Source organism: Microbacterium testaceum, assembly GCF_029761935.1.
Classification (GTDB): Bacteria; Actinomycetota; Actinomycetes; order Actinomycetales; family Microbacteriaceae; genus Microbacterium; species Microbacterium testaceum_A.
In genome coordinates, this window is the sequence record NZ_CP121699.1 from 2,411,773 (window position 1) to 2,432,536 (window position 20,764).

Below are 20,764 nucleotides of genomic sequence, written 5' to 3' on the forward strand. Positions count from 1 at the left end.
AGGGTGGCGTGCACAACTCCTGCGATTCCCCCGGCTCGGGCGCCGGTCCTCCCCCTCCGCGCCCGTTCTGCAGGAGTTGTGCCGGGGTGCCGCGACACAACGCAGGAGAATTGCTCGGCCGTCCCGGCTGCGGGGCCGTATGCCGGGGGCCGGCGTCCGCGTCTCCTGCGTTGTGCCGCCGCCCCCGCTAGCCTGCCGTCATGCCGCTGATCCGCCCCGCCGCGCCCGTGACCCTCGATGCCGTCGACCTGCGCGTGCTGCACATGCCGCTCGTGTCGCCCTTCACCACCTCGTTCGGCACCGAGACCGTGCGCGAGGTCATCATCGTCACCGCCGAGACGCCCGACGGCAGCGGCTGGGGAGAAGTGGTGACGCAGTCCGAACCGTCGTACTCGAGCGAGTACACGCAGGGCGCGTGGGACGTGCTGACCCGCTTCCTCGCCCCGGCGCTGCTCGCGCGTCGGACCGTGGCACCCGAGGAGGTCGCCGGAGCGCTGCACCACGTCGTCGGTCACCGCATGGCGAAGGCCGGTCTCGAGCTCGCGGTGATCGACGCGGCCCTGCGGGCCGAGAACCGCAGCTTCGGCGAGTACCTCGGCGCCGAGAAAGACAGGGTGCCCTCGGGCGTCTCGGTCGGCATCCAGAGCGACCCGCAGGCTCTCGTCGCGGCCGTCGGCGGCTACCTCGACGAGGGGTACGTGCGCATCAAGATCAAGATCAAGCCCGGTCGCGACATCGACGACACGGCCGCCGTCCGCGCGGCCTTCGGCGGTATTCCGCTGCAGGTCGACGCCAACTCCGCGTACACGCTTCAGGATGCCGACACCCTCGCCGAACTGGACCGCTTCGACCTGCTGCTCATCGAGCAGCCCCTGCAGGAGGACGACCTGGTCGATCACGCGACCCTGGCGAAGCGCCTGTCGACGCCCGTCTGCCTCGACGAGTCGATCGTGAGCGACAAGGCCGCCGCCGACGCCCTCGCCCTCGGGTCTGCCGCGATCATCAACATCAAGGCGGGGCGCGTGGGCGGCTACCTCGAGGCCGTCGCGATCCACGACCGCGCGCTCGCCGCGGGCGTTCCCGTGTGGTGCGGGGGCATGCTCGAGACCGGCATCGGCCGCGCGGCCAACGCGGCGCTCGCGGCCCTGCCCGGGTTCACGCTGCCGGGCGACATCTCGGCATCCGCCCGCTTCTACACCCGCGACATCGTGACCGAGCCGGCCGTGATCGAGGACGGGCACGTGCGCGTGCCGACGGGCCCGGGGCTCGGCGTCGAGATCGATGAAGCCGCGCTCGAGGAGTTCACCGTGCGTCGCGAGCGCATCACGCGGTGACGTCCGCCGGGCGGCCGGGCGGGCGCGGGCCTCTTCGATAAACTGGATGCCGCGCACTCGCGCTCGAACCCCACAGCTTTCCCGACCATTGGAGCCACCGTGGCCGAACAGTCCCGCCTCGACAAGGTCATCGCCCTCGCCCGCCATCGCGGGTTCGTCTTCCAGGCCGGTGAGATCTACGGCGGTTCGCGCTCCGCATGGGACTACGGCCCCCTCGGCACCGAGCTCAAAGAGAACATCCGTCGGCAGTGGTGGCAGACCTTCGTCCGCGGTCGCGGCGACATGGTCGGGCTCGACTCGAGCATCATCCTGCCCAAGCGCGTGTGGGAGGCCTCGGGCCACGTCGCCACCTTCACCGACCCCCTCGTGGAGTGCCTGAGCTGCCACAAGCGCTTCCGCGCCGACACCCTCATCGAGGACTTCGAGGCGCGCAAGAACCGCAAGGCCGAGAACGGCCTGGCCGACGTGCCCTGCCCCAACTGCGGCACCAAGGGGCAGTACACCGAGCCCAAGTCGTTCTCGGGCCTGGTCAAGACCTACCTCGGCGTCGTCGACGACGAGTCGGGCCTGTACTTCCTGCGCCCCGAGACCGCGCAGGGCATCTTCGTGAACTTCTCGAACGTGCTCACGGCATCGCGTCGCAAGCCCCCGTTCGGCGTGGGCCAGGTCGGCAAGGCCTTCCGCAACGAGATCACCCCCGGAAACTTCATCTTCCGGACGCGCGAGTTCGAACAGATGGAGATCGAGTACTTCACCCCGCCGGCCGAGGCGAACGAGTGGTTCGAGCACTGGGTCGAGGCCTGCTGGAACTGGTTCATCGAGCTCGGCATCGACCCCGAGAACATGAAGCGTTTCGACGTCCCTGAAGACGACCGCGCGCACTACTCGGCCGGCACGATCGACGTCGAGTACCGCTTCGGCTTCCCGGGCAAGGAGTGGGGCGAGCTCATGGGCGTCGCCAACCGCACCGACTACGACCTCAAGAGCCACTCCGAGGCGTCGGGCCAGTCGCTCACGTTCTTCGACCAGGCATCGGGCGAGAAGTACACGCCCTACGTCATCGAGCCCTCGTTCGGTCTGACGCGCGCGATGATGGCCTTCCTCGTCGACGCGTACCGCGAAGAAGAGGTGCCCAACGCCAAGGGCGGCACCGACACCCGCACGGTGCTCAAGCTCGACCCCCGCCTCGCGCCCGTCAAGGTCGCCGTGCTCCCGCTCTCGCGCAACGAGCGCCTGTCGCCGCTGGCCCGCGAGGTCGCCGACACGCTGCGCGCGGCCGGGTGGAACATCGACTTCGACGACGCGGGCGCGATCGGCCGCCGCTACCGTCGCCAGGACGAGATCGGCACCCCGTTCTGCGTCACGGTCGACTTCGACTCCCTCGACGACAACGCCGTGACCGTGCGCGACCGCGACACCATGGGCCAGGAGCGCATCGGCCTCGACGCGTTGCACGGCTACCTGGCGGAGCGCCTGCGGGGAGCCTGACCCGATTCAGCGAAGACCGGATGCCGTGGCCCGAGGCCGTGGCATCCGGTCTTCCGTCGTTGGGGATCGGGTGCCCCCCGGGCTGGGGAGGAACCGCCGCTGTGCATGACCCCGGTGCGACGGCCGGACTTCGCTAGCCTGGGTCGACGACCGACGCCGAGGGGGCACGATGACGGAAGTCGATCACGGGGGAGCAGTGTCGGGCATCGCCTGGCCCGAGCAGCCGGGGGCGCTCGTCGACACATCGCGCTGCCCGTCGTGCTTCGCACCCATCACCGTGTCGCCGTGCGCCTCGTGCGGACTCGACCTGACCGATGCGCGCACGACGCGGGTGCTCAACCTGTCGCAGCGAATCGTGGAGCTGGTCGACGAGCGCGCCGACGTCCTCATGCGGGTGCACCGCGATGCGGAGACCGCGGCTGCCCGGGCAGAAGAGGAACGGATGCCGGCTCCCCCGTCGTCCGAGCTTCACCCGGTGCTGCCGTCCCCGGTGTTTCCGTCCCCCGCGCCTCCGTCGCCGGTCGCGATGCCCCCGGGTGACTCCGTGACGGCCGAGCCCGCATCGCTCTCGACGACGGCGTCGGCGCCCGCCGCAGCCGCCGACGTGGCGTTCGCACCGCCGTCGGGGCCGACGATTCCCCCGGGGCCGCTGGTCGAGCCGAGCGCAGGCTTCCCGGCTGCGCCGCCGTTCGACGGTGGTCCTCCGGTGGAGCCGGCCGCACCCGTCCCCGCGGGGCCGGCCGCGCCCCGCCGTTCGAGCGTCCAGGTCTTCCTCCTGTCGGTCGGCGTGGTGCTTCTCGCCGTGGCTGCGGCCTTCTTCCTCACCGTCGCGTGGATCAGTGGCGGGCTCGTCCTGCGCTCCGTCATCATCGGACTCGTCACGGCGGCGATCATCGCCACCGCCTCGCTCTTGCGCCGTCGGGGCCTCGGTGCCACCTCCGAGGGCATCGCGCTGCTCGGGATCGCTTTCGTGGCCCTCGACGTCTGGGCCGTCCGAGCCAACGACCTGGGCGGGGCGGCGAGCCTCGAACCGAGCGTGTACTGGGGCGCGACGACGGTGGCCGCGGGTGCCGCGTTCGTGGGCTGGTCGCGTCTGTCGCGCCTGCGCGCCCCGCTCTCGGTCGCTGTCGCGGCCCTCGCGGTCGGGCCCGCGATGCTGGTCGCCGGTCTCTTCACGCGGGATGCGGCCCTCGGGTGGTACGCGTGGGGGCTCATCCTGCTGCTCCTGGCCCTCGCGGCCCCCTTCGCGCCGCTCCTCGCCCGGGCTCCGCGCCCGGCGTTGACGATCGAGATCGCGGTCGTCCGGGCTCTCGCCGCCGTCGGTGCGGTCGTCGCGATGACCTCCGCCCTGATCGTCGACCCGCGCAGCACGGCGACGCCCGCGGTCCTCGGCGCGGCGCTTTCCCTCGGTCTCGCTCTCCACGCCCGGTCGCTCGCGCGCCGAGGTGCCGCGCGCCTGGCGTCGACGGCCGCGGTGGCAGCGGTCGTCGTCCTCGGGCTGGGGATCGCGGGCACGATCATCCGTGCGGCCGACGCGACCCTGTCCGTCACCGTCCCGGTGCTCGTCGCCTCGGCCGTCGCGTTGGGGCTCGACGTCGCCGCGCGTCGCGCGACTCCGGGCCTCGGGCGGACGACCGTCGTCGTCGCTTCGCTGGCTGCGGCGATCTCCGCCGCTGTCGCCGCGATCCTGCCCCTGGTCGGCGCGATGGATGCCGTCGGCACCGTCCTGGGTCGGTCGATCGTCGTCTTCGGGCGCTCCGCCCTCGATCTCGATGCCCCGGATGCCGTCAGCACGGCGGCCGTGATCGCCCTCGCGGCCATCGTCGTGCTCGCCGCCGTGGTCTGGCGTCTGTCGGGATCGTGGGCGCAGCGCCGGACCCCCGTGCTGATCGCCGGGGCGGCCGTCGCCCTGCTCGCGGGACCCCAGCTGCGCGTCCTGATCCTCGTGGTCGCCTGGTACCTGGCGCTCGCCGTGGTCGCCGTCGTCGTCCTCCGCCGCCGTCGCGGCGACATCGCCCTCGCCGCGGTCGGGGGTTGCCTCGCCCTCGGCGCAGGGTGGGTGTCGTCGTTCTCCTCTCCGCTCGCCTGGGGGCTGTGCAGCGTCGTGGTCGCGGCCGTGCTCGCCGCGGTGGCCGGAGCGCATCCGAGTATCCGGGTGCCGTCCGCGATTGCGGTCGTCCTGTTCCTGACGGGGAGCGCCGTCCTCGTTCCCGGGGCGTTGCGCGCCGGAGCCGACCTCGTCGTCGACGGGGCCACCCCGACGACGGTTCCTTTCGCGATGGCATCCCTCTGTCTCGTCGCTCTCGTCGCCCCGCTCTTCCACCGGTGGGGTCTCGACGTCGCGCAACGAAGCGCCGGCGTGGTCACCGCTCTGGCGGCGATCGTGGTGGTCGCCGCCCCCGCGCTGTGGTTCCGCGCGGGCACCGCGACCGACGTGTGGATGCTCGCGTCGGCGCTGGTCGCCGCGGTCGCGTCGGCGGCCGTCCTCACGACGCCCTACCTGCCATGGCGCGTCGCGCGGCCCTTCGCGGCGGTCATGACGCCCCTGCTCGTCGCGGGCGCGGCCGGTTCCGCGCTCCGGCTGATCGACCCGCTGCCGCTGGTGACGGCCATCGTCTACGCGGCGATCGCCGTCGTCAGTGCCGCGGCGGGCCTGCGCGTGCTCCGCACCGACCCGTCCACCCGCGCCTGCCTTGACGTGGGGGCCGCGCTCGTGGCCGCTCTGTCGATCGTCGTCGTTCCCTCGCAGGGAGTCCGGTGGCTTCCGCTGCTGCTCGCGGCGGTGGCCGCTGTGCTGTGGGCGACCGACGGCGACGGCCTCTTCCGCTCTCGCGGGCCCCGCCGACACCTCATCTGGCTCGCGCTCGTCCTGGGCACCCTCGCGCTGTGGACGCGGCTGCTCTGGCAGCAGACCGAGACCGTCGAGCTCTTCACCGTGCCGGTCGGTATCGCGGTGCTCGGCATCGCGGCCGGCCATGAGCGGGCGCGGCGGGTGGGAGAGAACCGTTCCGCGGTCGTCCCAGCGGTGATCGCCGCCGCGGGGACCACCGTCGCGCTCGCTCCCAGCGCCCTCTCGGCCTCGGGCGACCTCGTCCACGTGCTGGCGGTCGCGCTCCTCTCGGCCGCGGTTCTGGTGGTCGGGGGTTGGGTGCGTCCTCCACGGACCCCCGATGAACTCCCCGTCGCGGTCGGAGCCGCGGGAGCGCTCTCGCTCGTGCTGCTCACGGTCGCACAGCTCCTCTTCTCCGTCGAGCGGGGTGGCATCGGCATCGCGGATCTCGTCGTCGTGGTGTCGGTCGTGGCGATCGGCGCTGCCGCCGTGGGCGTCGCGCGACGCCCGGCCCCGTGGGCGGCGTCGTCCGCGCGCAACGCTCTGGTCGGCGCCGCCGTGCTGCTCGCGCTCGGATCGGCCGTGCTGGTCGCCGTCGACGGCGGGCCGATCGGGCGCATGGTGATCGCCGTCGCGGTGCTCGGTGCCGTCGGTGTCGCCGCCCTGCGCGTGCGTCACCGGCTCGGGGGGATGCCGCTCGCGATCACCGCGCACTCCGGAGCGGGGCTCGTCGCCCTCATCGGCGTGGGGGCGGATGTCCGCCCGATCGAGTGGGCCACCGTGCCTCTCGCGCTCGTGTGGATCGCCGCCGCCCTCCTCGATCGCCGCCGCCCGGTCGCCCCGGCCTCGGTGCTGTTCGCCGTCGGCGGTGCGGCGGTCGGGCTCCTGCCGTCCGCGGCGATCGCCGACGCGTCGCCGGTGCGCGCGATCGGCGTGACGCTCGCGGCGGTCGCCGTGCTGGTGATCGCAGCCGTTCTTTTCCGCGGCGCGCTCGCCCCGCTGGCAACCCCGGTGATCGGCGTCGCCTCGCTCGGCCTGATCGTGGCCGCGTCGCTGCGCGCCCTGCACGAGCTCGTGACCGCCCTGTTCGACGTGTGGCTCGTCGCCGCGACCGTTCCTCTGGTGGTCGTCGGCGTTCTCCTCCACCGTCGGCGCGCGGACGTCCTGCCCGGGGTGTCGCAGGCGCTCGCGATCGCCGCTCCCGCGGTCGCGGTGGTCCTCACCGCTACCCGGCTCTCGGCCACGGGCGAGGGCCCGCTGCGTCTGATCGTCACGCTCGTCGCCGTCCTCGCCCTCGGGCTGTGGTGGCAGGGTGCGGCGGTGCGGTGGACCGCGATCGGTCTGTCGGCCGTCCTCGGCCTCTTGGCGATCGTTCTCGGCAGTGCCGATCCCGTCGAGGCGATCACGACCCCCCTCGCCGTGGCGCTCTTGATCCACGGCATCCGGACCCTCCGTCAGCGTCCCGCGGTGCGGACGTGGCCGGCGCTCGGGATCGGCCTGGCGCTCCTGCTTATCCCCTCGCTGCTGTTCGACTTTTCGAGCGGCAACGCGCTGTGGCGCGTCCTCGCGCTCGGCGTCGTCGCTCTGCTGACGCTGCTGGTCGGCGCGCGGTTCCGTTGGCAGGCCCCGGTTCTGCTCGGCGGGATCGTGCTGATCGTCCACGCCGTCGCCCAGCTCTGGCCGTGGATCGCGTCGCTCTACGAGAGCGCGTCCGGCCTCTGGTGGCTGTGGCTCGGCATCGCCGGCGTGCTCCTCATCGTGATCGCGGCGACGTACGAGCGCCGCATCCGGGAGGTGAGGGCGGTGGCCCTCGCGATCAGATCTCTTCGGTGAGGGAGCGCGTTCCTACTTCGCCTTCGCTTCTTTCGCCGCGGCCTTCGCGGCGCGCTTGTGCTCGCGCACCTTGGTGAGCGACTCCGGGCTCACGATGTCGGCCACGGAGCGGAACGAGCCCTCTTCGCCGTAGGGGGCCGAGGCCTCCCGCCAGCCGGCGCCGTCGAAGCCGCGTTGCTTGCCGAGCAGCGCGAGGAAGATCTTCGCCTTCTGCTCGCCGAAGCCCGGCAGCGCCTTCAGGCGCCTGAGCACGGTCTTGCCGTCGGGGGCGTCGCGCGTCCAGAGGTTCTCGGCCTTGCCGTCCCAGTCCTCCTCGATCGCCGCGCAGAGCGCCTGCACGCGCCCCGCCATCGATCCCGGGTAGCGATGGACGGCCGGCGACTGCGAGAACGCGGCGGCGAACGCGTCGGGGTCCTGGTGCGCGATGGCGCCGGCATCCATCGATCCGGTGCGCTCCTGGATCTTCAGCGGGCCGGCGAACGCCGTCTCCATGGCGACCTGCTGGTCGAGCAGCATGCCGATCAGCAGGGCGAGCGGGTTGCTCGACAGCAGCTCGTCCGCGGCGGGGTCGTCGGTGATGCGCAGGCTCATACGCTCATTCTCCCGCGACACCCGCAGGCGCAGCCCTCAAGCCGGGTCGGCGATCCACTTCCGAGCGAACGGCACGGCATCCATCTCGAGCAGATCCTCCGTCGCCTCGCTGATCTGCACCTCGAAGTGCGCGACGCTTCCGGGCTTCAGCCGCTTCACGAGCGACCCGTCGACGCGACGGATGACGGTCTCGCTCACCGAGGGAGCGTCGTCCTCGATGTGCAGCAGGCCCAGGGCGAACGTCGCCACCCAGCGCAGCGCATTGCCGCGGCGGGGTTCTCCCGCGACGACATAGACCTCGGATGCCGGTGTGCTCACGGCATCCATCCTGCCCGAGGACCCGGGATCAGGCGGGGAGTCAGCCCGCGTCGGCGATGTCGCGACGCGCGGGGGCGGAGGCCGCGGGCTCGGCGACCTCGATGCCGAAGAGAGCCGACAGGGCGTCGATGTACTCGTCGGCGCGGCCGGTCTCGGCGAGCTCGTGGGCGCGGGTGGTCGGGGTGTGCAGCAGCACGCCGACGAGGTGACGGAGCGCCTGCTCGGTCTGACCGCCCTCGTCGCCGCGGGCGCGCACGCGGGCGACCTCGGCGTCGAGCACGCCGAAGACGTGCGCGCGCAGGGCCACGACGGCGGGGGTGATGTTCTTGCGCTCGCCGACCGAGGCGAAGCGGCGGGCGGCGTCGCGCACGAGGTCGCGCGCGGCGTCGGTGGCCTGCAGCTCTTCGAGCGGGGCGTGCAGGCGGATGGTCTCGAGGTCGAGCAGGTCGACGCCGGGAACCGTGGCGACGTCGGGGTCGACGTTGCGGGGCAGACCCAGGTCGATCACGAGGCGACGCGCGATGTGGTCGACGGGGCAGACGCCCGCGGCCTCGTCGACCGCGGCCTCGAACGCGCCGCGACCCGCGGCGAAGGTCGCCGCGCTGAGGACGTGGTTCTCGCTGGTGGTGCAGGTGATCACGAGGTCGGAGTGGGCGACGACGCTCGGGAAGGTCTCGGCCGAGATCGCGCGCAGACCGTGCTTGGCCGAGAACTTCGCGGCCCGGCCCGAGGGCGAGTACACCGAGATGTCTTCGGCGCCCTGGTCGCGGAGGGCCGCGACCGTGGCGGCGGCGTAGGCGCCCGTGCCGACGAGCAGAACCCGCTGGGTCGACCAGTCGGTGATGCGGCTGTCGGCGAGCTCGAGGCCGAGGCGCACGAGGGAGCGTCCGGCGCGGCCGATCGCGGTGGAGTTCTTGACGCCGCGCTGCGCTTCGGAGGCGCGCTGGAACAGGCGCTCGAGTTCGGCGGAGGTGGTGCCGAGCTGGCGGGACTCGTTGAGCGCGCGGCGCACCTGACCGGCGATCTCGCCCTCGCCGACGACGACGGATTCGAGACCGGATGCCACCGAGAAGAGGTGCTCGGCCACGTCGCTGCCGCCGAGGACGGTGTACGAGCCCTCGAGCTCGCCGGCCGGGACGCCCGTGGCGGACTCGATGGCCGCGAGGGTGGCCTCGATGCCGAGGGCGACGGCCGCGGTGACGGGCTCGTCCATGTCGACGTAGGCCTCGAAGCGGTTGCAGGTCGCCACCACGACGGCGCCCTGGACGCACTCGTCGTGCTCGGCGATCAGAGGGGCGACGGGTGTCGCGGGTACGCTGAGCCGCTCGAGGAGATCGAAGGACGCGGTCTTGTGACTCGCGCTGACGCACAGCAGCACGTCCATATTCTACGCCCGGCTTCCTCGGGGTATTCCGGGTGGCCTCTCGACGTCAAGGCATCCCACGTGCTCCCGCGGGGCGGGTGGGAGGATGGATGCCATGGCCTCCCTCGACGCGCCCCTGCTCCGTGCCCTCCGTGGCGATCGCCCCGAGCGGCAGCCGGTGTGGTTCATGCGGCAGGCCGGGCGCTCCCTGCCCGAGTACCGGGAGTTGCGCGTGGGCACGCGCATGCTCGACGCGTGCCTGACCCCCGACCTCGCGGCGGAGATCACCCTCCAGCCGATCCGCCGTCACAAAGTGGACGCCGCGATCTTCTTCAGCGACATCGTCGTGCCGCTGCGTCTGGCCGGCGTCGACGTCGTGATCGAGCCCGGCCGCGGCCCGGTCTTCGCCGACCCCGTCCGCACCGCCGACGACGTGGCGCGGATCACCGCGATCGACCCCGACGACGTCGCCGCGGCGGCCGAGCCCGTGCGCGAGGCCGCCCGTCGCGTGACCGCTGAGCTCGACGAGGCCGTTCCCCTCATCGGCTTCGCCGGGGCGCCCTTCACTCTCGCCGCCTACCTGGTCGAGGGTGGGCCGAGCAAGGAGCACCTGCGGGCGCGCGGCATGATGCACGCCGACCCGGAGTCCTGGCACCGTCTGGCCGGGTGGCTGTCGAAGGTCTCGCGCGCGTTCCTCGACGCGCAGATCGACGGCGGTGCCCAGGCCGTGCAGCTCTTCGACTCGTGGGCGGGGTCGCTCTCGCCCGCCACGTTCCGCGAGTTCATCGCCCCGCATTCTCACGCCGCCCTCGAGGGGATCGAGGTCCCCCGCATCCACTTCGGCGTGGGCACGGGGGCCTTTCTCGACGACATGCGCCTGGGCGGTCTCGCCGACGCGGTGGGGGTCGACTGGCGCATGCCGCTCGACGAGGCCGCGGCGATCGTGGGCCCGGGCGTGACGCTGCAGGGAAACCTCGACCCGGCGCTGCTGGGCGCTCCGTGGCCGGTCCTGGCCGCGCACGTCGACGACGTCCTCGCCCGCGGTCGCGCGGCCCGCGCGCACATCCTCAACCTCGGGCACGGCGTGCCGCCCGACACCGACCCCGAGGTGCTGACCCGCGTCGTCGCCCGCGCTCACGGGGAGGACGCGTGAGCGAGCCCCTCGATCGTCTCGTGCGTCACGCGCACGAGACGCGGGTGATCGTCGTCGGCGGCGGGATCTCGGGTCTGGTCGCGGCGCGCGAATGCGCCAAGGTCGGCCTGAAGGTCACGGTCCTCGAGGCCTCCGAGGTGTTCGGCGGGGTCCTGCGGACCGCCGAGGTCGGCGGGATGACCCTCGACGTCGGCGCCGAGAGCTTCGCGACGCGCGGCGGAATCGTGCGCAGACTCCTCGACGAGCTCGGTCTCGCCGACGACATCGTCTCCCCCAACCCGGCCGGGGCGTGGGTCGCGGGTGTGCCGGGAGTCGGGGCGGCGCCGCTGCCGAAGGGCGGGGTGCTCGGCATCCCGGACAACCCCTTCGCCCCCGACGTGCGACGTGTCATCGGCTGGTCGGGGGCGTGGCGCGCGTACCTGGACCGCCTCCGGCCGCCGCTCACGATCGGGCACGCGCACAGCCTCGGTAAGCTCGTGCGGTCGCGGCTGGGCGCGCGTGTGCTCGACCGGCTGGTCGCACCGGTCACGAGCGGGGTCTACTCGGCCCGCCCCGACGACATCGACATCGACCTCGCGGCTCCCGGTCTGAACGCGGCTCTGACACGGACGGGCTCGCTCACGGGCGCCGTCGCCGATCTGCGTGCGAGCCGGGCGGCTGCGCGCCCCGCAGACGCTCCCGCGTCGGACGTTCCCGTCGTGTCCGGCGGGGCCTCGAAGACTCCCGCCCCCGGGGGCGCGGTCGAGGGCATCGCCGGCGGGATGTCCCGCCTCGTCGACGCTCTCGTCGCCGCCCTGGTCGAGAGCGGCGTGGAGGTGCGCACGGGCGTCGCCGCGCGGGCTCTCGAGAAGACCGACGACGGCTGGACGGTGACCACCTCGGTCGACGACGAACCGCTCGTGGCGCGCGCCGTCATCGTCGCCCTGCCCGAGGGGCCCGCCCGCGAACTGCTCGCGCCCGTGGTCCCCGGCCTCGAGGTGGGCGATCCGGCCGCCCCGGTCGTCGAGGTCGTGACCCTCGTGGTGCACGCCCCCACTCTCGACCGGGCTCCGCGCGGAACCGGCGTCCTCACCGTTCCCGGCAGCCACGTCGCGAAGGCCCTCACGCACTCCACCGCGAAATGGGACTGGGTCCGGGATGCCGCCGAGCCCGGCGTCCACGTGGTGCGCGTCTCGTTCGGTGCTCAGGGCGAAGAGCCCGCGACCGCCGCTCTCGACGACGATGCGGCGGCAGCCCTGGCCCTCTCGGAGGCCTCCGCGATGCTCGGCGTCGAGCTGTCGGCATCCGCCCTCCGGGACGCGCATCGCGTGCTATACGTGCAGTCGCAGCCCGCGGCGACCATCGGGCGGGCGGCCGAGACCGCCGCCGCGCGCGGTGCCGTACGCGCGGTTCCGGGCCTCGGGGCGACCGGCGCGTGGATCTCGGGCACGGGCCTCGCCCAGGTCATCCCCGACGCCCGCGATGAGGCCGATCGCGTGCGCAGCGACGCCCTCTGGACGAGCTGACCTCGCACTCTCTCGACCAAGTCCGCCCGGCTGTCAAGGGTGGATGCCGAGCACGGCATACATGACTACTGTGAGACTCGACCAGCACTCGTTCGAGCGTGAGGAGACCCCATGAGGGGCAAAGCAGCACTCGTCGTCGGACTCGTGGCGGGCTACGTGCTCGGCGCACGGGCAGGGCGCGACCGGTACGAGCAGATCAAGACTCAGGCCGCGAAGGTCTGGGACCAGCCCGTCGTCCAGGGACAGGTCGAGAAGGTCAAGGCCTTCGGTATCTCGGCCCTGAAGTCCGTTCCCGGCGTGGTGTGGAAGGGCGCGAAGTCGGTCACCGGTGCCGCGAGCGGCTCGGGCACCGTGCAGGAGCGCGCCGAGCGCGCCGGACGTGCCGCCAAGCAGTCGGCCCACGAGGTCGCCGACGTCGTCGAGGACTCCGTCGACGACGCCAAGCAGGCGGAGAAGTCGGCCACCACGCGGGCGCGTGCGGCCAAGAGCGGCTCCACCTCGTCCGGGAGCTGACGCATGACCACTCCGCGCGGATTCCGCGATCGTTCCGACGACAGCCTGTTCACCCTCATCGGGGACATCCCCGAACTGGTGCGCAACCTCGTCGTCGCCGAGATCAACGGCGCGAAGGCGTGGGCGCAGCGCACCGCCAAGGACGCCGGCATCGGCGCCGGGTGGTTCGTCGGTGCCTTGATCGTCGTTTTCTGGGCCATTCCCGTCTTCTTCGCTTTCGTCATCGCGGGGCTCTCGTCGTGGTGGCCGGTGTGGCTGTCCGCGCTCGTCGTGTTCGGCGTGATGATCGTCATCACCGCGATCCTGGCCCTGCTGGGGTACCTGCGTTTCAAGAAGCTCTCGAACCGCGAGAACCCGGGCAAGGCCATCTCCGAAGACGTCCGCATCGTGAAAGAGGCCCGCGATGAGTATTGATCGCCCCGTCCCCGTCCCCCGCACCGCGGTTCCCCTGGGGATCACCGACCCGGTGCAGTCGGCGCGCGCCGAGCTCAAAGCGGCGCTGGCCGCCATCGAGGTGAAGGCCAACGCCCCGCGTCGCGTCAGCGAGGCCATCGACCGGACCGTCGGCGAGGTGCGCGAGAAGGCGCAGCAGAACCCCGGGGCAGCCGCGGCTGCGGTCGCCGGCGTCGCCGCGCTCGTCGGTCTCGCCGTCTGGGGCATCGTCCGCGCCTACACGCGCTGAGACTCCGCGAAGCGGCCCGCCTCCTTCGGGGGTCGGGCCGCTTCGTCGTCGCGGGTCGGCCCGTGGTCGCGGTGTCGCGGACGCACCGGGCGGTGGCCGTGGGGTCGCCGATGCCGCCGGCGCACCTGTCGGTGGTTCGGCGGCGAGTCAACCGGTTTGGACCGCCGCCCCGACCGGACGAGACTGGAAGTATGTCCGACGACAGCTCCTCCTCCGTGTACACGCTGTGGGCGGTTTTCCGCCGCGATCCCGAGAACCCGGTCACCGCCGCCGACGCGACCGAACTCGCCGACCTCGTCTCGCTCGTCGAGGCCGACGGAGTCACCGTCCGCGGCTTCTACGACGTCAGTGGTCTGCGCGCCGACGCCGACCTCATGGTCTGGCTCCACGGCGAAGACCCCCAGGCCCTTCAGCGCGACCTGCGACGCCTGCGTCGCACCGACCTGCTGAAGAATCTCCTGCCCACGTGGAACGCCATGGGCGTGCACCGCGACGCGGAGTTCAACCGCTCGCACGTGCCCGGCTTCCTCCGCGGCATCGAGGCCCAGCAGTGGTTGTGCCTGTACCCCTTCGTCCGCAGCTACGAGTGGTACCTCCTGCCCGAGGCCGAGCGTCGCGAGATGCTCATCGAGCACGGTAAGAAGGGCTCGGCCTACAAGGGCGTCATCGCCAACACGGTCGCCTCGTTCGCCTTGGGCGACTACGAGTGGCTCCTGCCCATGGAGGCCGACGTCCTGACCGACCTCGTCGACATGATGCGCGACCTCCGCTACACCGAGGCCCGCCGCCACGTGCGCGAAGAGGTGCCGTTCTACACCGGCCGTCTGGTCACGCTCGACGAGATCCCCGAGATCCTTCAGTGAGTGCGCCTCTGCGCCTCGGCACTCGCCGCAGCACCCTGGCGATGACGCAGTCGCAGATAGTCGCCGACGCCGTGTCCGCGGCATCCGGTCGTTCCGTCGAGCTGGTGCCGATCGTCTCGGAAGGCGACGTCAACCGCGCCTCGCTGTCGCAGCTGGGCGGGCGCGGAGTCTTCGCGAACGGGCTGCGCGAGGCCCTCGCGGCGGACCGCTGCGACTTCCTCGTGCACTCGCTCAAAGACCTGCCGACGCAGCAGCCCGACGGGTTGGTGATCGCTGCGACGCCCCCTCGTGAAGATGCGCGCGACGTCGTCGTGACGCGCGAGGGTGTCGCCCTGGGGTCCCTTGCCCCGGGGTCGCGGGTCGGCACCGGTTCCCCGCGTCGTATCGCTCAGGCCCTGCGGCACAACCCGCGCCTCGACATCCGCGACATCCGCGGCAACGTCGACTCGCGTCTCGCCCGGGTGCGCGAGGGAGAATTGGATGCCGTGATCCTCGCGGCCGCGGGAATCTCGCGGCTCGGAGGAGATCTGGGCGGACTCCTCGCCGAGGAGCTCGGTCTCGCGGAGTGGCCGACCGCTCCGGGGCAGGGGGCGCTGGCGGTGGAGACGCGCGACGACATCGACCCGGACATCTTCGCGGCCCTCGCCGAGCTCGACGACGAACGCACCCGGGTGGCCATCACCGCGGAGCGCACCGTGCTCTCCGCCCTCGATGCCGGGTGCAGCGCGCCTGTCGGCACCCACGCCTCGCTCGCGGAGGGCGACCTGCGCCTGCGGGCGGTGGTCTACGCGCTCGATGGAACGCAACGGATCGGCATCGACCGGACGGTGCGTCTCGACCCGGGGTATGGTGGGGACACTACGGGCAGTGGCAATGGAGCAGATGCTGCCGACGACGGGGGACCGATCGCGCGAGCGACGCGAGCGGGCCAAGAAGCCGCGCGTCGGTTGCTCGAACGCGGGGCGGCCGACCTGGTACCACGAGAGTCGACCACATGAACGAAGGCCACCAGCACACGCCGAACCCCTCCACGGGCAGCGTGCCGAAACCTCTTGCCGGTCGTCGCGTCCTCGTCCCCCGAGGGGGCCCCTGGGGCGACGGCGTCGCGGCGAGTCTTCGACAGCTCGGAGCGGTGCCCGTCATCGCGCCGTTGATCAACTTCGCGCCGACGAACGACCAGGCGACGCTCGACCAGGCGCTCGCCGACCTGGCCGCGGGTGCCTTCGATTGGCTGACGCTCACGAGCGCCACGACGGTCGACGTGCTGTACGCCTATAAGGCGGTCATCCCCGCCGAGACGAAGGTCGCCGTCGTCGGCGAGACGACCGCGGCCGCGATGCAGGCCGTCGGGTACCACGTCGACCTCGTGCCCGAGCGGGACAACTCCGCTCAGGGTATGGCCGAGCAGATGATCGCGATCGAGACCGAGCCGCGCAAGGTGCTGACCCTGCGCAGCGAGATCGCCAAGCCGGTGCTGACGCGACTGCTCATCGAGGCCGGCCACGACGTGCGCAGCGTCGTCGCGTACCGCACGGTGGGCGTGCCGGTGACCGAGAAGATCGCCGCCGACGTGACCTCGGGCCGCATCAACGCCATCCTCGTCACCAGTGGCTCGGTCGCGGAACAGGTCGTCGATCAGTTCCCCGAGATCCCGGCATCCACCGTCATCGCCGCCATCGGCCCCCGCACCGCCAAAGACGCCAAGCGCGCCGGTCTGAGCGTCGACGTGGTGGCCGAGACCCAGACCGTCGACTCCCTCATCGAAGCCGTCGCCCGCTTCCCCCTGCACTCCGACGAATCGACCTCATGAGCTTCCCCGAGCACCGCCCGCGGCGTCTGCGCCGCACCCCCGCCGTCCGTCGTCTCGCTCGCGAGACCCACCTCGTGCCCTCGCAGCTCGTGCTGCCGATGTTCGTGCGCGAGGGGATCACCGAGCCGAGCCCGATCGGTTCGATGCCCGGCATCGTGCAGCACTCGATGGACTCCCTCCGCCGCGCGGTGGCCGAGGCCGCCGAGCAGCGCATCGGCGGCGTCATGCTCTTCGGCGTGCCCGAGGTGCGCGACGCCGTGGGCTCCGGAGCAGACGACCCGAACGGCATCCTGAACCGCGCCACCGAGGCCGTGGTGGCCGAGGTCGGCGATGCGGTGGTCGTGCAGACCGACCTGTGCCTCGATGAGTTCACCGACCACGGGCACTGCGGCGTGCTGCGCGACGACGGGGCCGTCGACAACGACGCGACCCTCGAGCGCTACACCGCCATGGGGCTCGCGCAGGCGCGTGCGGGCTCGGCGATGCTGGGGCTGTCGGGCATGATGGACGGCCAGGTCGGCGCGGTGCGCGAGGCTCTGGACGCCGAGGGCTTCACCGACACGCTGATCCTCGCCTACTCGGCGAAGTACGCCGGGGCCTTCTACGGTCCGTTCCGCGAGGCGGTCGACTCGCAGCTGAAGGGCGATCGCCGCTCGTACCAGCTCGACCCCGGCAACGGCCGCGAGGGCGTGCGCGAAGCGCTGCTCGACGTCGAAGAGGGCGCCGACGTCGTCATGGTCAAGCCGGCGCTGCCCTACCTCGACGTGCTCGCCGACGTGAAGGCCTCGGTCGACGTGCCCGTGTGGGCTTACCAGGTGTCGGGCGAATACGCGATGGTCGAGGCCGCCGCGGCCCACGGCTGGATCGACCGCCGGGGCGCGATCATGGAGAGCCTGCTCGGCATCCGTCGCGCCGGCGCCGACGCGATCCTGACCTACTGGGCGGTCGAGGCCGCCCGCTGGCTCCGCGCCGAGCTCTGAGCACTCGTCTTTTTGCGCGAGTCGCCAACTTTTGTCGCTTCGCTGTCCGCGGAAGCGACAAAACTTGGCGACTCACGCCTGCGCACTTGGGAGAATTGACGCATGACCGATCTCAACGACCAGTGGTTCGCTCGCGCCAAAGACGTCATCCCGGGCGGCGTGAACTCGCCCGTGCGCGCGTACGGCTCCGTGGGCGGCACGCCGCGGTTCGTGCAGTCGGCCTCCGGCCCGCGGATCACGGATGCCGCGGGTCGCGAATACGTCGACCTCGTCGCCTCGTGGGGTCCGGCTCTGCTCGGCCATGCGCACCCCGAGGTGGTCGGGGCGGTGCAGTCCGCGGCATCCCGTGGTCTGTCCTTCGGTGCTCCGACGGGGGCCGAGGTCGAGCTCGCCGATCTCGTCGCGCAGCGCGTGCAGGTGGGCGATCTGAAGCCGATCGAAAAGGTGCGGCTGGTGTCGACCGGCACCGAGGCGACCATGACGGCGATCCGTCTCGCGCGCGGCGTGACCGGTCGCGACCTGCTGATCAAGTTCGCCGGTCACTACCACGGTCACTCCGACGGCCTGCTGGCCGCCGCGGGTTCGGGGGTCGCGACCCTCGCCCTGCCCGGGTCGGCCGGTGTTCCCGCGCCGATCGCCGCGCAGACGCTCGTGCTGCCCTACAACGACCTCGACGCGGTGCGCGAGGTGTTCGAGGTGCACGGTGAGAACATCGCCGCGATCATCGTCGAGGCGGCATCCGCGAATATGGGCGTCGTTCCGCCGCTCCCCGGCTTCAATGCGGCGCTAGCCGACATCGCGCACAGCCACGGAGCCCTGCTGATCATGGACGAGGTGCTGACCGGATTCCGCGTGCACCCCGCCGGATTCTGGGGCCTGCAGGCGTCGCTGGGCGAGCGCTACCTGCCCGACATCCTCACCTACGGCAAGGTCATCGGCGGCGGTATGCCGCTGGCGGCCCTCGCCGGCCGCGCCGAGATCATGGACCACCTCGCGCCCCTCGGCCCGGTGTACCAGGCCGGCACGCTGTCGGGGAACCCGCTGTCGGTGGCCGCCGGCCTCGCGACGCTGCGGCTCGCGACTCCCGAGGTCTACGCGGCGGTCGACGCCGCGGCCGCTCAGGTGTCGGAGGCGCTGGACGCTGCGCTCACGGCCGAGGGCGTCGTGCACGCCGTGCCGCGCGCCGGCTCGCTGTTCGGTGTCGCGTTCCTGCCCGAGGTGCCGCTCGACTACGCTACGGCGCTCACGCAGCAGTCGTACCGGTACGCCCCGTTCTTCCACGCGATGCTGGATGCCGGTGTCTCGCTGCCCCCGAGCGTGTTCGAGGCCTGGTTCCTCACGGCGGCGCACGACGAGGTCGCGCTCGACCGCGTGCTCGAGGCGCTGCCGGTCGCGGCGAAGGCGGCCGCGGAGGCGCTGGATCCGACGCTGCTCGCGCAGTAGGGATCATCCTCGAGGGGGACACGTTTCGTCCTTTGCGATGATGCGCGGGGCAGGTGCGGCCGGAAGGCTGGAGTCATGCTCCCCGCACGCCCCGCACCGTCCGCCATCTGGCAGCTGTTCTCGAGACTCGTGGCGTGGTGGCCGACGTCGACGGCACCTCGGCGCCGTCGCGCGACCTGGCAGCCGTGCCCGCGTGGTCAGGTCTGAGATCAGCGCCACGTCCAGCTGAGGAGAGCGGAGAGTGCCCGGATGCCGGCTTCGCCCACGTCATCGCGCTCTGCAACGAGCGCGCGGACGGTGCGGTCAGCCCACGCGGCCAGGTCTGTCGCGTCGTCGCCGGGGGTGATGGCATCCATTCGTTCGATCAGGCCCTCGACGCGCGTGCGCACGGCTCGGTCGGGGACGGACTCGGGATGCCGGCCGGGGACGGCGGAGCCGTCGGCCCAGATGTAGGCGGTGAGGGCGGTGTCGAGGGTCATGGTGCGTCCTTCGCTGAGCTCACCGGGGTACCCCGCGGCTCCCTTGGCATTGTGCTGGGCGGTGGCGCCTCGTCCACCTCGCTCATGAGTTACCCGAGTTCTCTGCGGCGCGAACGTCGAGGAAGAAGAGTGGTTCGACGAATTTGCCCGGGGTGGTGATCGGTGCCGACTCGAGGGCTTGCGCCGACCTCAGTGCGTCGTTCACCAGAGTGACCAGGTCGTTGAGAGTCGGCGGGAGGTCACTGGTCGGATCGTGCTCCGCGAGTTGCTCGACGATCACCACGGGACGGCCGTCGGGGAGATTGATGCGCGCGACCTCGAGAAGGACGACTTCGGGAGGCAGGACGACCTCCTGCTCCGCGGGGTGGGCGGAGAAGGCCGCGATCTCGCGTCCTGTGCGGCTGACGATGGCGGCGATCGCGGGGCTCGAGAAGTTCTCGGTCGCGATGCGTGGGTCCTTGCTCGTGGCGGTGACGCCTCGGGTCCACCGGGCAGGTGCGAGCTGGGGGATGTACGGGAGGCCGTGGAAGACGATCCCGGTGTGAGCGGGCAACTTTTCGAGAGCGCTCAAAAACCTTCGCGCGGCTTCGGCAGCATCGGCCATCGGCGGCTCCTCCCTTTCCGTTGTGTGCTGGCGGACGTGCTTATGAACCGAGTGAACGCCGCAGGGCTTCATCCGTTTCGCGGGTGATCCGTTCGGATGCGGCTCTTTCCGCTGCGCCGAGAGGCGCACCCGGTCGGCGGCTTTTCCGAATCGAATCCAGAGCGAAGGCGCACGCGTCCGATTCCGAATCGAACCGAGCGAGTTCGGCCCACTGTCCGCGCTCCTGCGTCCCGACGGCAAACCCGGTCGATCTCTCGTTCAGGAGGACGAGAGTGCCCAGGACGGGGTCCCCGTCGCCGACGTGCGGGTAATCCGGGCTGGACACGGGAGCCGAACCGAATTCGTCTCGGAGAATGTCGCAGAGTTCTTGGAAGGTGAGGTCCTTCATGCTCGAGTCTCGACTTTCGTGCGATTCGCTCTGGGCCAGCTCTGTGTCCGACTCCCAGCGAGGGCAGTGCGTTCTAGAACGGCGAGGTCTGCGGGACCACGGTCGGCCAACGCCACGCCAGAGCGTCTACGGCGTCTGTCGAGAGACGCGGCATGATGGCCGCCAGTTTGGTGCGAACACGCCCGAGAAGCCCGTCGTCCGCGGGCGCGACCTCGTGGAACGCGATGGAGGCCGAACCACGAATGAATGCGGTCAGCACAGGGGTGAGGTCGGAGGCATCATCACCGAATCGGGCAACCACGGCTCCCAGATCATCGCTGGGTTCCGGGGAGACACCCCAGCCGGTGTAGAGCACGATCGCTTCGCTCAGCTCCGCGTCGTCGACGGCGGGTGAGCTTGTAACACCGTGTCCGGGAAAGCGCGCTTCGGCGTCACGAACGGTGACGGGGTTGCGGAACCGACTGTTCCCGGTCCACCACGTCTGGCAGTAGTCGCAGCGGTACAGGAAGTCGTCGGGCGATGTCGTGAGCACCAATTTCGGTTGCTGCTCGCGCATGGCGAGGTCGAGGCACGCCGGACATCCGAGG

At 71.7% G+C, this 20,764-nt stretch carries 20 protein-coding genes; 14 read left to right on the forward strand and 6 right to left on the reverse strand.

Annotated elements, in window-relative coordinates; translation table 11 throughout:
- Window positions 1–200: 200 nt before the first annotated feature.
- The 3 genes from menC to QBE02_RS11715 all read left to right on the forward strand — a co-directional run bounded on the left by menC (window position 201) and on the right by QBE02_RS11715 (window position 7,485).
- Window positions 201–1,334: an o-succinylbenzoate synthase gene (menC, locus tag QBE02_RS11705; protein ID WP_279365859.1), complete on the forward strand. Its 1,134-nt coding sequence runs from the start codon at window positions 201–203 to the stop codon at window positions 1,332–1,334.
- A 99-nt stretch (window positions 1,335–1,433) separates the two neighbouring features.
- Window positions 1,434–2,822, forward strand: a complete 1,389-nt coding sequence (locus QBE02_RS11710) for a glycine--tRNA ligase (protein ID WP_056224644.1) — start codon at window positions 1,434–1,436, stop codon at window positions 2,820–2,822.
- A 169-nt stretch (window positions 2,823–2,991) separates the two neighbouring features.
- Window positions 2,992–7,485, forward strand: a complete 4,494-nt coding sequence (locus QBE02_RS11715) for an SCO7613 C-terminal domain-containing membrane protein (RefSeq protein ID WP_279365860.1) — start codon at window positions 2,992–2,994, stop codon at window positions 7,483–7,485.
- Between the two features lie 12 nt (window positions 7,486–7,497).
- Here QBE02_RS11715 and QBE02_RS11720 read toward each other — a convergent pair whose 3' ends face one another.
- Genes QBE02_RS11720 through QBE02_RS11730 form a run of 3 tightly spaced genes read right to left on the reverse strand, consistent with a single transcriptional unit; the run spans window position 7,498 to window position 9,772 of the window.
- Window positions 7,498–8,076, reverse strand: coding sequence for an HhH-GPD-type base excision DNA repair protein (locus QBE02_RS11720; RefSeq protein ID WP_279365861.1), 579 nt, complete (start codon window positions 8,074–8,076; stop codon window positions 7,498–7,500).
- 36 nt (window positions 8,077–8,112) lie between these two features.
- Window positions 8,113–8,394 (reverse strand): hypothetical protein, encoded by a 282-nt coding sequence (locus QBE02_RS11725; RefSeq protein ID WP_144784074.1) that lies wholly within the window; start codon window positions 8,392–8,394, stop codon window positions 8,113–8,115.
- Between the two features lie 40 nt (window positions 8,395–8,434).
- The gene (locus tag QBE02_RS11730; protein ID WP_279365862.1) at window positions 8,435–9,772 is read right to left on the reverse strand and encodes a glutamyl-tRNA reductase; all 1,338 of its coding nucleotides are present in this window, start codon (window positions 9,770–9,772) and stop codon (window positions 8,435–8,437) included.
- 100 nt (window positions 9,773–9,872) lie between these two features.
- On the opposite strand from QBE02_RS11730, the gene hemE reads away from it, so the two are divergent.
- From hemE to QBE02_RS11785, 11 genes are all read left to right on the forward strand, one after another.
- A complete protein-coding gene (gene hemE, locus QBE02_RS11735; protein ID WP_279365863.1) occupies window positions 9,873–10,910 on the forward strand; it encodes a uroporphyrinogen decarboxylase in 1,038 nt (345 codons plus the stop codon).
- Window positions 10,907–12,415, forward strand: a complete 1,509-nt coding sequence (hemG, locus tag QBE02_RS11740; RefSeq protein ID WP_279365864.1) for a protoporphyrinogen oxidase — start codon at window positions 10,907–10,909, stop codon at window positions 12,413–12,415. Before hemE ends, hemG begins: the two co-directional genes overlap by 4 nt.
- A 111-nt stretch (window positions 12,416–12,526) precedes the next feature.
- Window positions 12,527–12,928, forward strand: a complete 402-nt coding sequence (locus QBE02_RS11745) for a hypothetical protein (protein ID WP_279365865.1) — start codon at window positions 12,527–12,529, stop codon at window positions 12,926–12,928.
- Between the two features lie 3 nt (window positions 12,929–12,931).
- The gene (locus QBE02_RS11750) at window positions 12,932–13,342 is read left to right on the forward strand and encodes a phage holin family protein (protein ID WP_144784080.1); all 411 of its coding nucleotides are present in this window, start codon (window positions 12,932–12,934) and stop codon (window positions 13,340–13,342) included.
- The gene (locus tag QBE02_RS11755; protein ID WP_074694661.1) at window positions 13,332–13,610 is read left to right on the forward strand and encodes a hypothetical protein; all 279 of its coding nucleotides are present in this window, start codon (window positions 13,332–13,334) and stop codon (window positions 13,608–13,610) included. Before QBE02_RS11750 ends, QBE02_RS11755 begins: the two co-directional genes overlap by 11 nt.
- Before the next feature lie 191 nt (window positions 13,611–13,801).
- On the forward strand, window positions 13,802–14,473 hold the full coding sequence (hemQ, locus tag QBE02_RS11760) for a hydrogen peroxide-dependent heme synthase (RefSeq protein WP_074694663.1): 672 nt from the start codon (window positions 13,802–13,804) through the stop codon (window positions 14,471–14,473).
- Window positions 14,470–15,471: a hydroxymethylbilane synthase gene (gene hemC, locus QBE02_RS11765; RefSeq protein ID WP_279365866.1), complete on the forward strand. Its 1,002-nt coding sequence runs from the start codon at window positions 14,470–14,472 to the stop codon at window positions 15,469–15,471. Before hemQ ends, hemC begins: the two co-directional genes overlap by 4 nt.
- Window positions 15,468–16,283 carry a uroporphyrinogen-III synthase gene (locus QBE02_RS11770; RefSeq protein WP_056224614.1) on the forward strand — a complete coding sequence of 272 codons (816 nt, stop codon included), beginning with the start codon at window positions 15,468–15,470 and terminating at the stop codon, window positions 16,281–16,283. Before hemC ends, QBE02_RS11770 begins: the two co-directional genes overlap by 4 nt.
- Window positions 16,280–17,263, forward strand: a complete 984-nt coding sequence (hemB, locus tag QBE02_RS11775) for a porphobilinogen synthase (protein ID WP_074694664.1) — start codon at window positions 16,280–16,282, stop codon at window positions 17,261–17,263. The genes QBE02_RS11770 and hemB overlap by 4 nt, the downstream gene beginning before the upstream one ends.
- A gap of 102 nt (window positions 17,264–17,365) precedes the next feature.
- Window positions 17,366–18,706 (forward strand): glutamate-1-semialdehyde 2,1-aminomutase, encoded by a 1,341-nt coding sequence (gene hemL, locus QBE02_RS11780; protein ID WP_268102590.1) that lies wholly within the window; start codon window positions 17,366–17,368, stop codon window positions 18,704–18,706.
- A 75-nt stretch (window positions 18,707–18,781) separates the two neighbouring features.
- Window positions 18,782–18,913, forward strand: a complete 132-nt coding sequence (locus QBE02_RS11785; RefSeq protein WP_279365867.1) for a hypothetical protein — start codon at window positions 18,782–18,784, stop codon at window positions 18,911–18,913.
- Between the two features lie 2 nt (window positions 18,914–18,915).
- Here QBE02_RS11785 and QBE02_RS11790 read toward each other — a convergent pair whose 3' ends face one another.
- The 3 genes from QBE02_RS11790 to QBE02_RS11800 form a co-directional block, all read right to left on the reverse strand.
- A complete protein-coding gene (locus QBE02_RS11790; RefSeq protein WP_279365868.1) occupies window positions 18,916–19,185 on the reverse strand; it encodes a hypothetical protein in 270 nt (89 codons plus the stop codon).
- 82 nt (window positions 19,186–19,267) lie between these two features.
- Entirely contained in the window at window positions 19,268–19,789 is a 522-nt protein-coding gene (locus tag QBE02_RS11795) for a hypothetical protein (protein WP_279365869.1), read from the reverse strand.
- A gap of 461 nt (window positions 19,790–20,250) precedes the next feature.
- Window positions 20,251–20,733: a hypothetical protein gene (locus QBE02_RS11800; RefSeq protein WP_279365870.1), complete on the reverse strand. Its 483-nt coding sequence runs from the start codon at window positions 20,731–20,733 to the stop codon at window positions 20,251–20,253.
- Window positions 20,734–20,764: the final 31 nt, after the last annotated feature.

Bases quoted from the DNA above. Each gene is read 5' to 3' on its own strand.
- menC (WP_279365859.1), top strand. From the start codon at position 201: ATGCCGCTGATCCGCCCCGCCGCGCCCGTGACCCTCGATGCCGTCGAC.
- QBE02_RS11800 (WP_279365870.1), bottom strand. From the start codon at position 20,733: ATGCGCGAGCAGCAACCGAAATTGGTGCTCACGACATCGCCCGACGAC.
- hemE (WP_279365863.1), top strand. From the start codon at position 9,873: ATGGCCTCCCTCGACGCGCCCCTGCTCCGTGCCCTCCGTGGCGATCGC.
- QBE02_RS11755 (WP_074694661.1), top strand. From the start codon at position 13,332: ATGAGTATTGATCGCCCCGTCCCCGTCCCCCGCACCGCGGTTCCCCTG.
- QBE02_RS11795 (WP_279365869.1), bottom strand. From the start codon at position 19,789: ATGGCCGATGCTGCCGAAGCCGCGCGAAGGTTTTTGAGCGCTCTCGAA.
- hemL (WP_268102590.1), top strand. From the start codon at position 17,366: ATGACCGATCTCAACGACCAGTGGTTCGCTCGCGCCAAAGACGTCATC.
- QBE02_RS11790 (WP_279365868.1), bottom strand. From the start codon at position 19,185: ATGACCCTCGACACCGCCCTCACCGCCTACATCTGGGCCGACGGCTCC.
- hemQ (WP_074694663.1), top strand. From the start codon at position 13,802: ATGTCCGACGACAGCTCCTCCTCCGTGTACACGCTGTGGGCGGTTTTC.
- QBE02_RS11745 (WP_279365865.1), top strand. From the start codon at position 12,527: ATGAGGGGCAAAGCAGCACTCGTCGTCGGACTCGTGGCGGGCTACGTG.
- QBE02_RS11750 (WP_144784080.1), top strand. From the start codon at position 12,932: ATGACCACTCCGCGCGGATTCCGCGATCGTTCCGACGACAGCCTGTTC.
- QBE02_RS11715 (WP_279365860.1), top strand. From the start codon at position 2,992: ATGACGGAAGTCGATCACGGGGGAGCAGTGTCGGGCATCGCCTGGCCC.
- QBE02_RS11720 (WP_279365861.1), bottom strand. From the start codon at position 8,076: ATGAGCCTGCGCATCACCGACGACCCCGCCGCGGACGAGCTGCTGTCG.
- QBE02_RS11785 (WP_279365867.1), top strand. From the start codon at position 18,782: ATGCTCCCCGCACGCCCCGCACCGTCCGCCATCTGGCAGCTGTTCTCG.
- hemB (WP_074694664.1), top strand. From the start codon at position 16,280: ATGAGCTTCCCCGAGCACCGCCCGCGGCGTCTGCGCCGCACCCCCGCC.
- QBE02_RS11770 (WP_056224614.1), top strand. From the start codon at position 15,468: ATGAACGAAGGCCACCAGCACACGCCGAACCCCTCCACGGGCAGCGTG.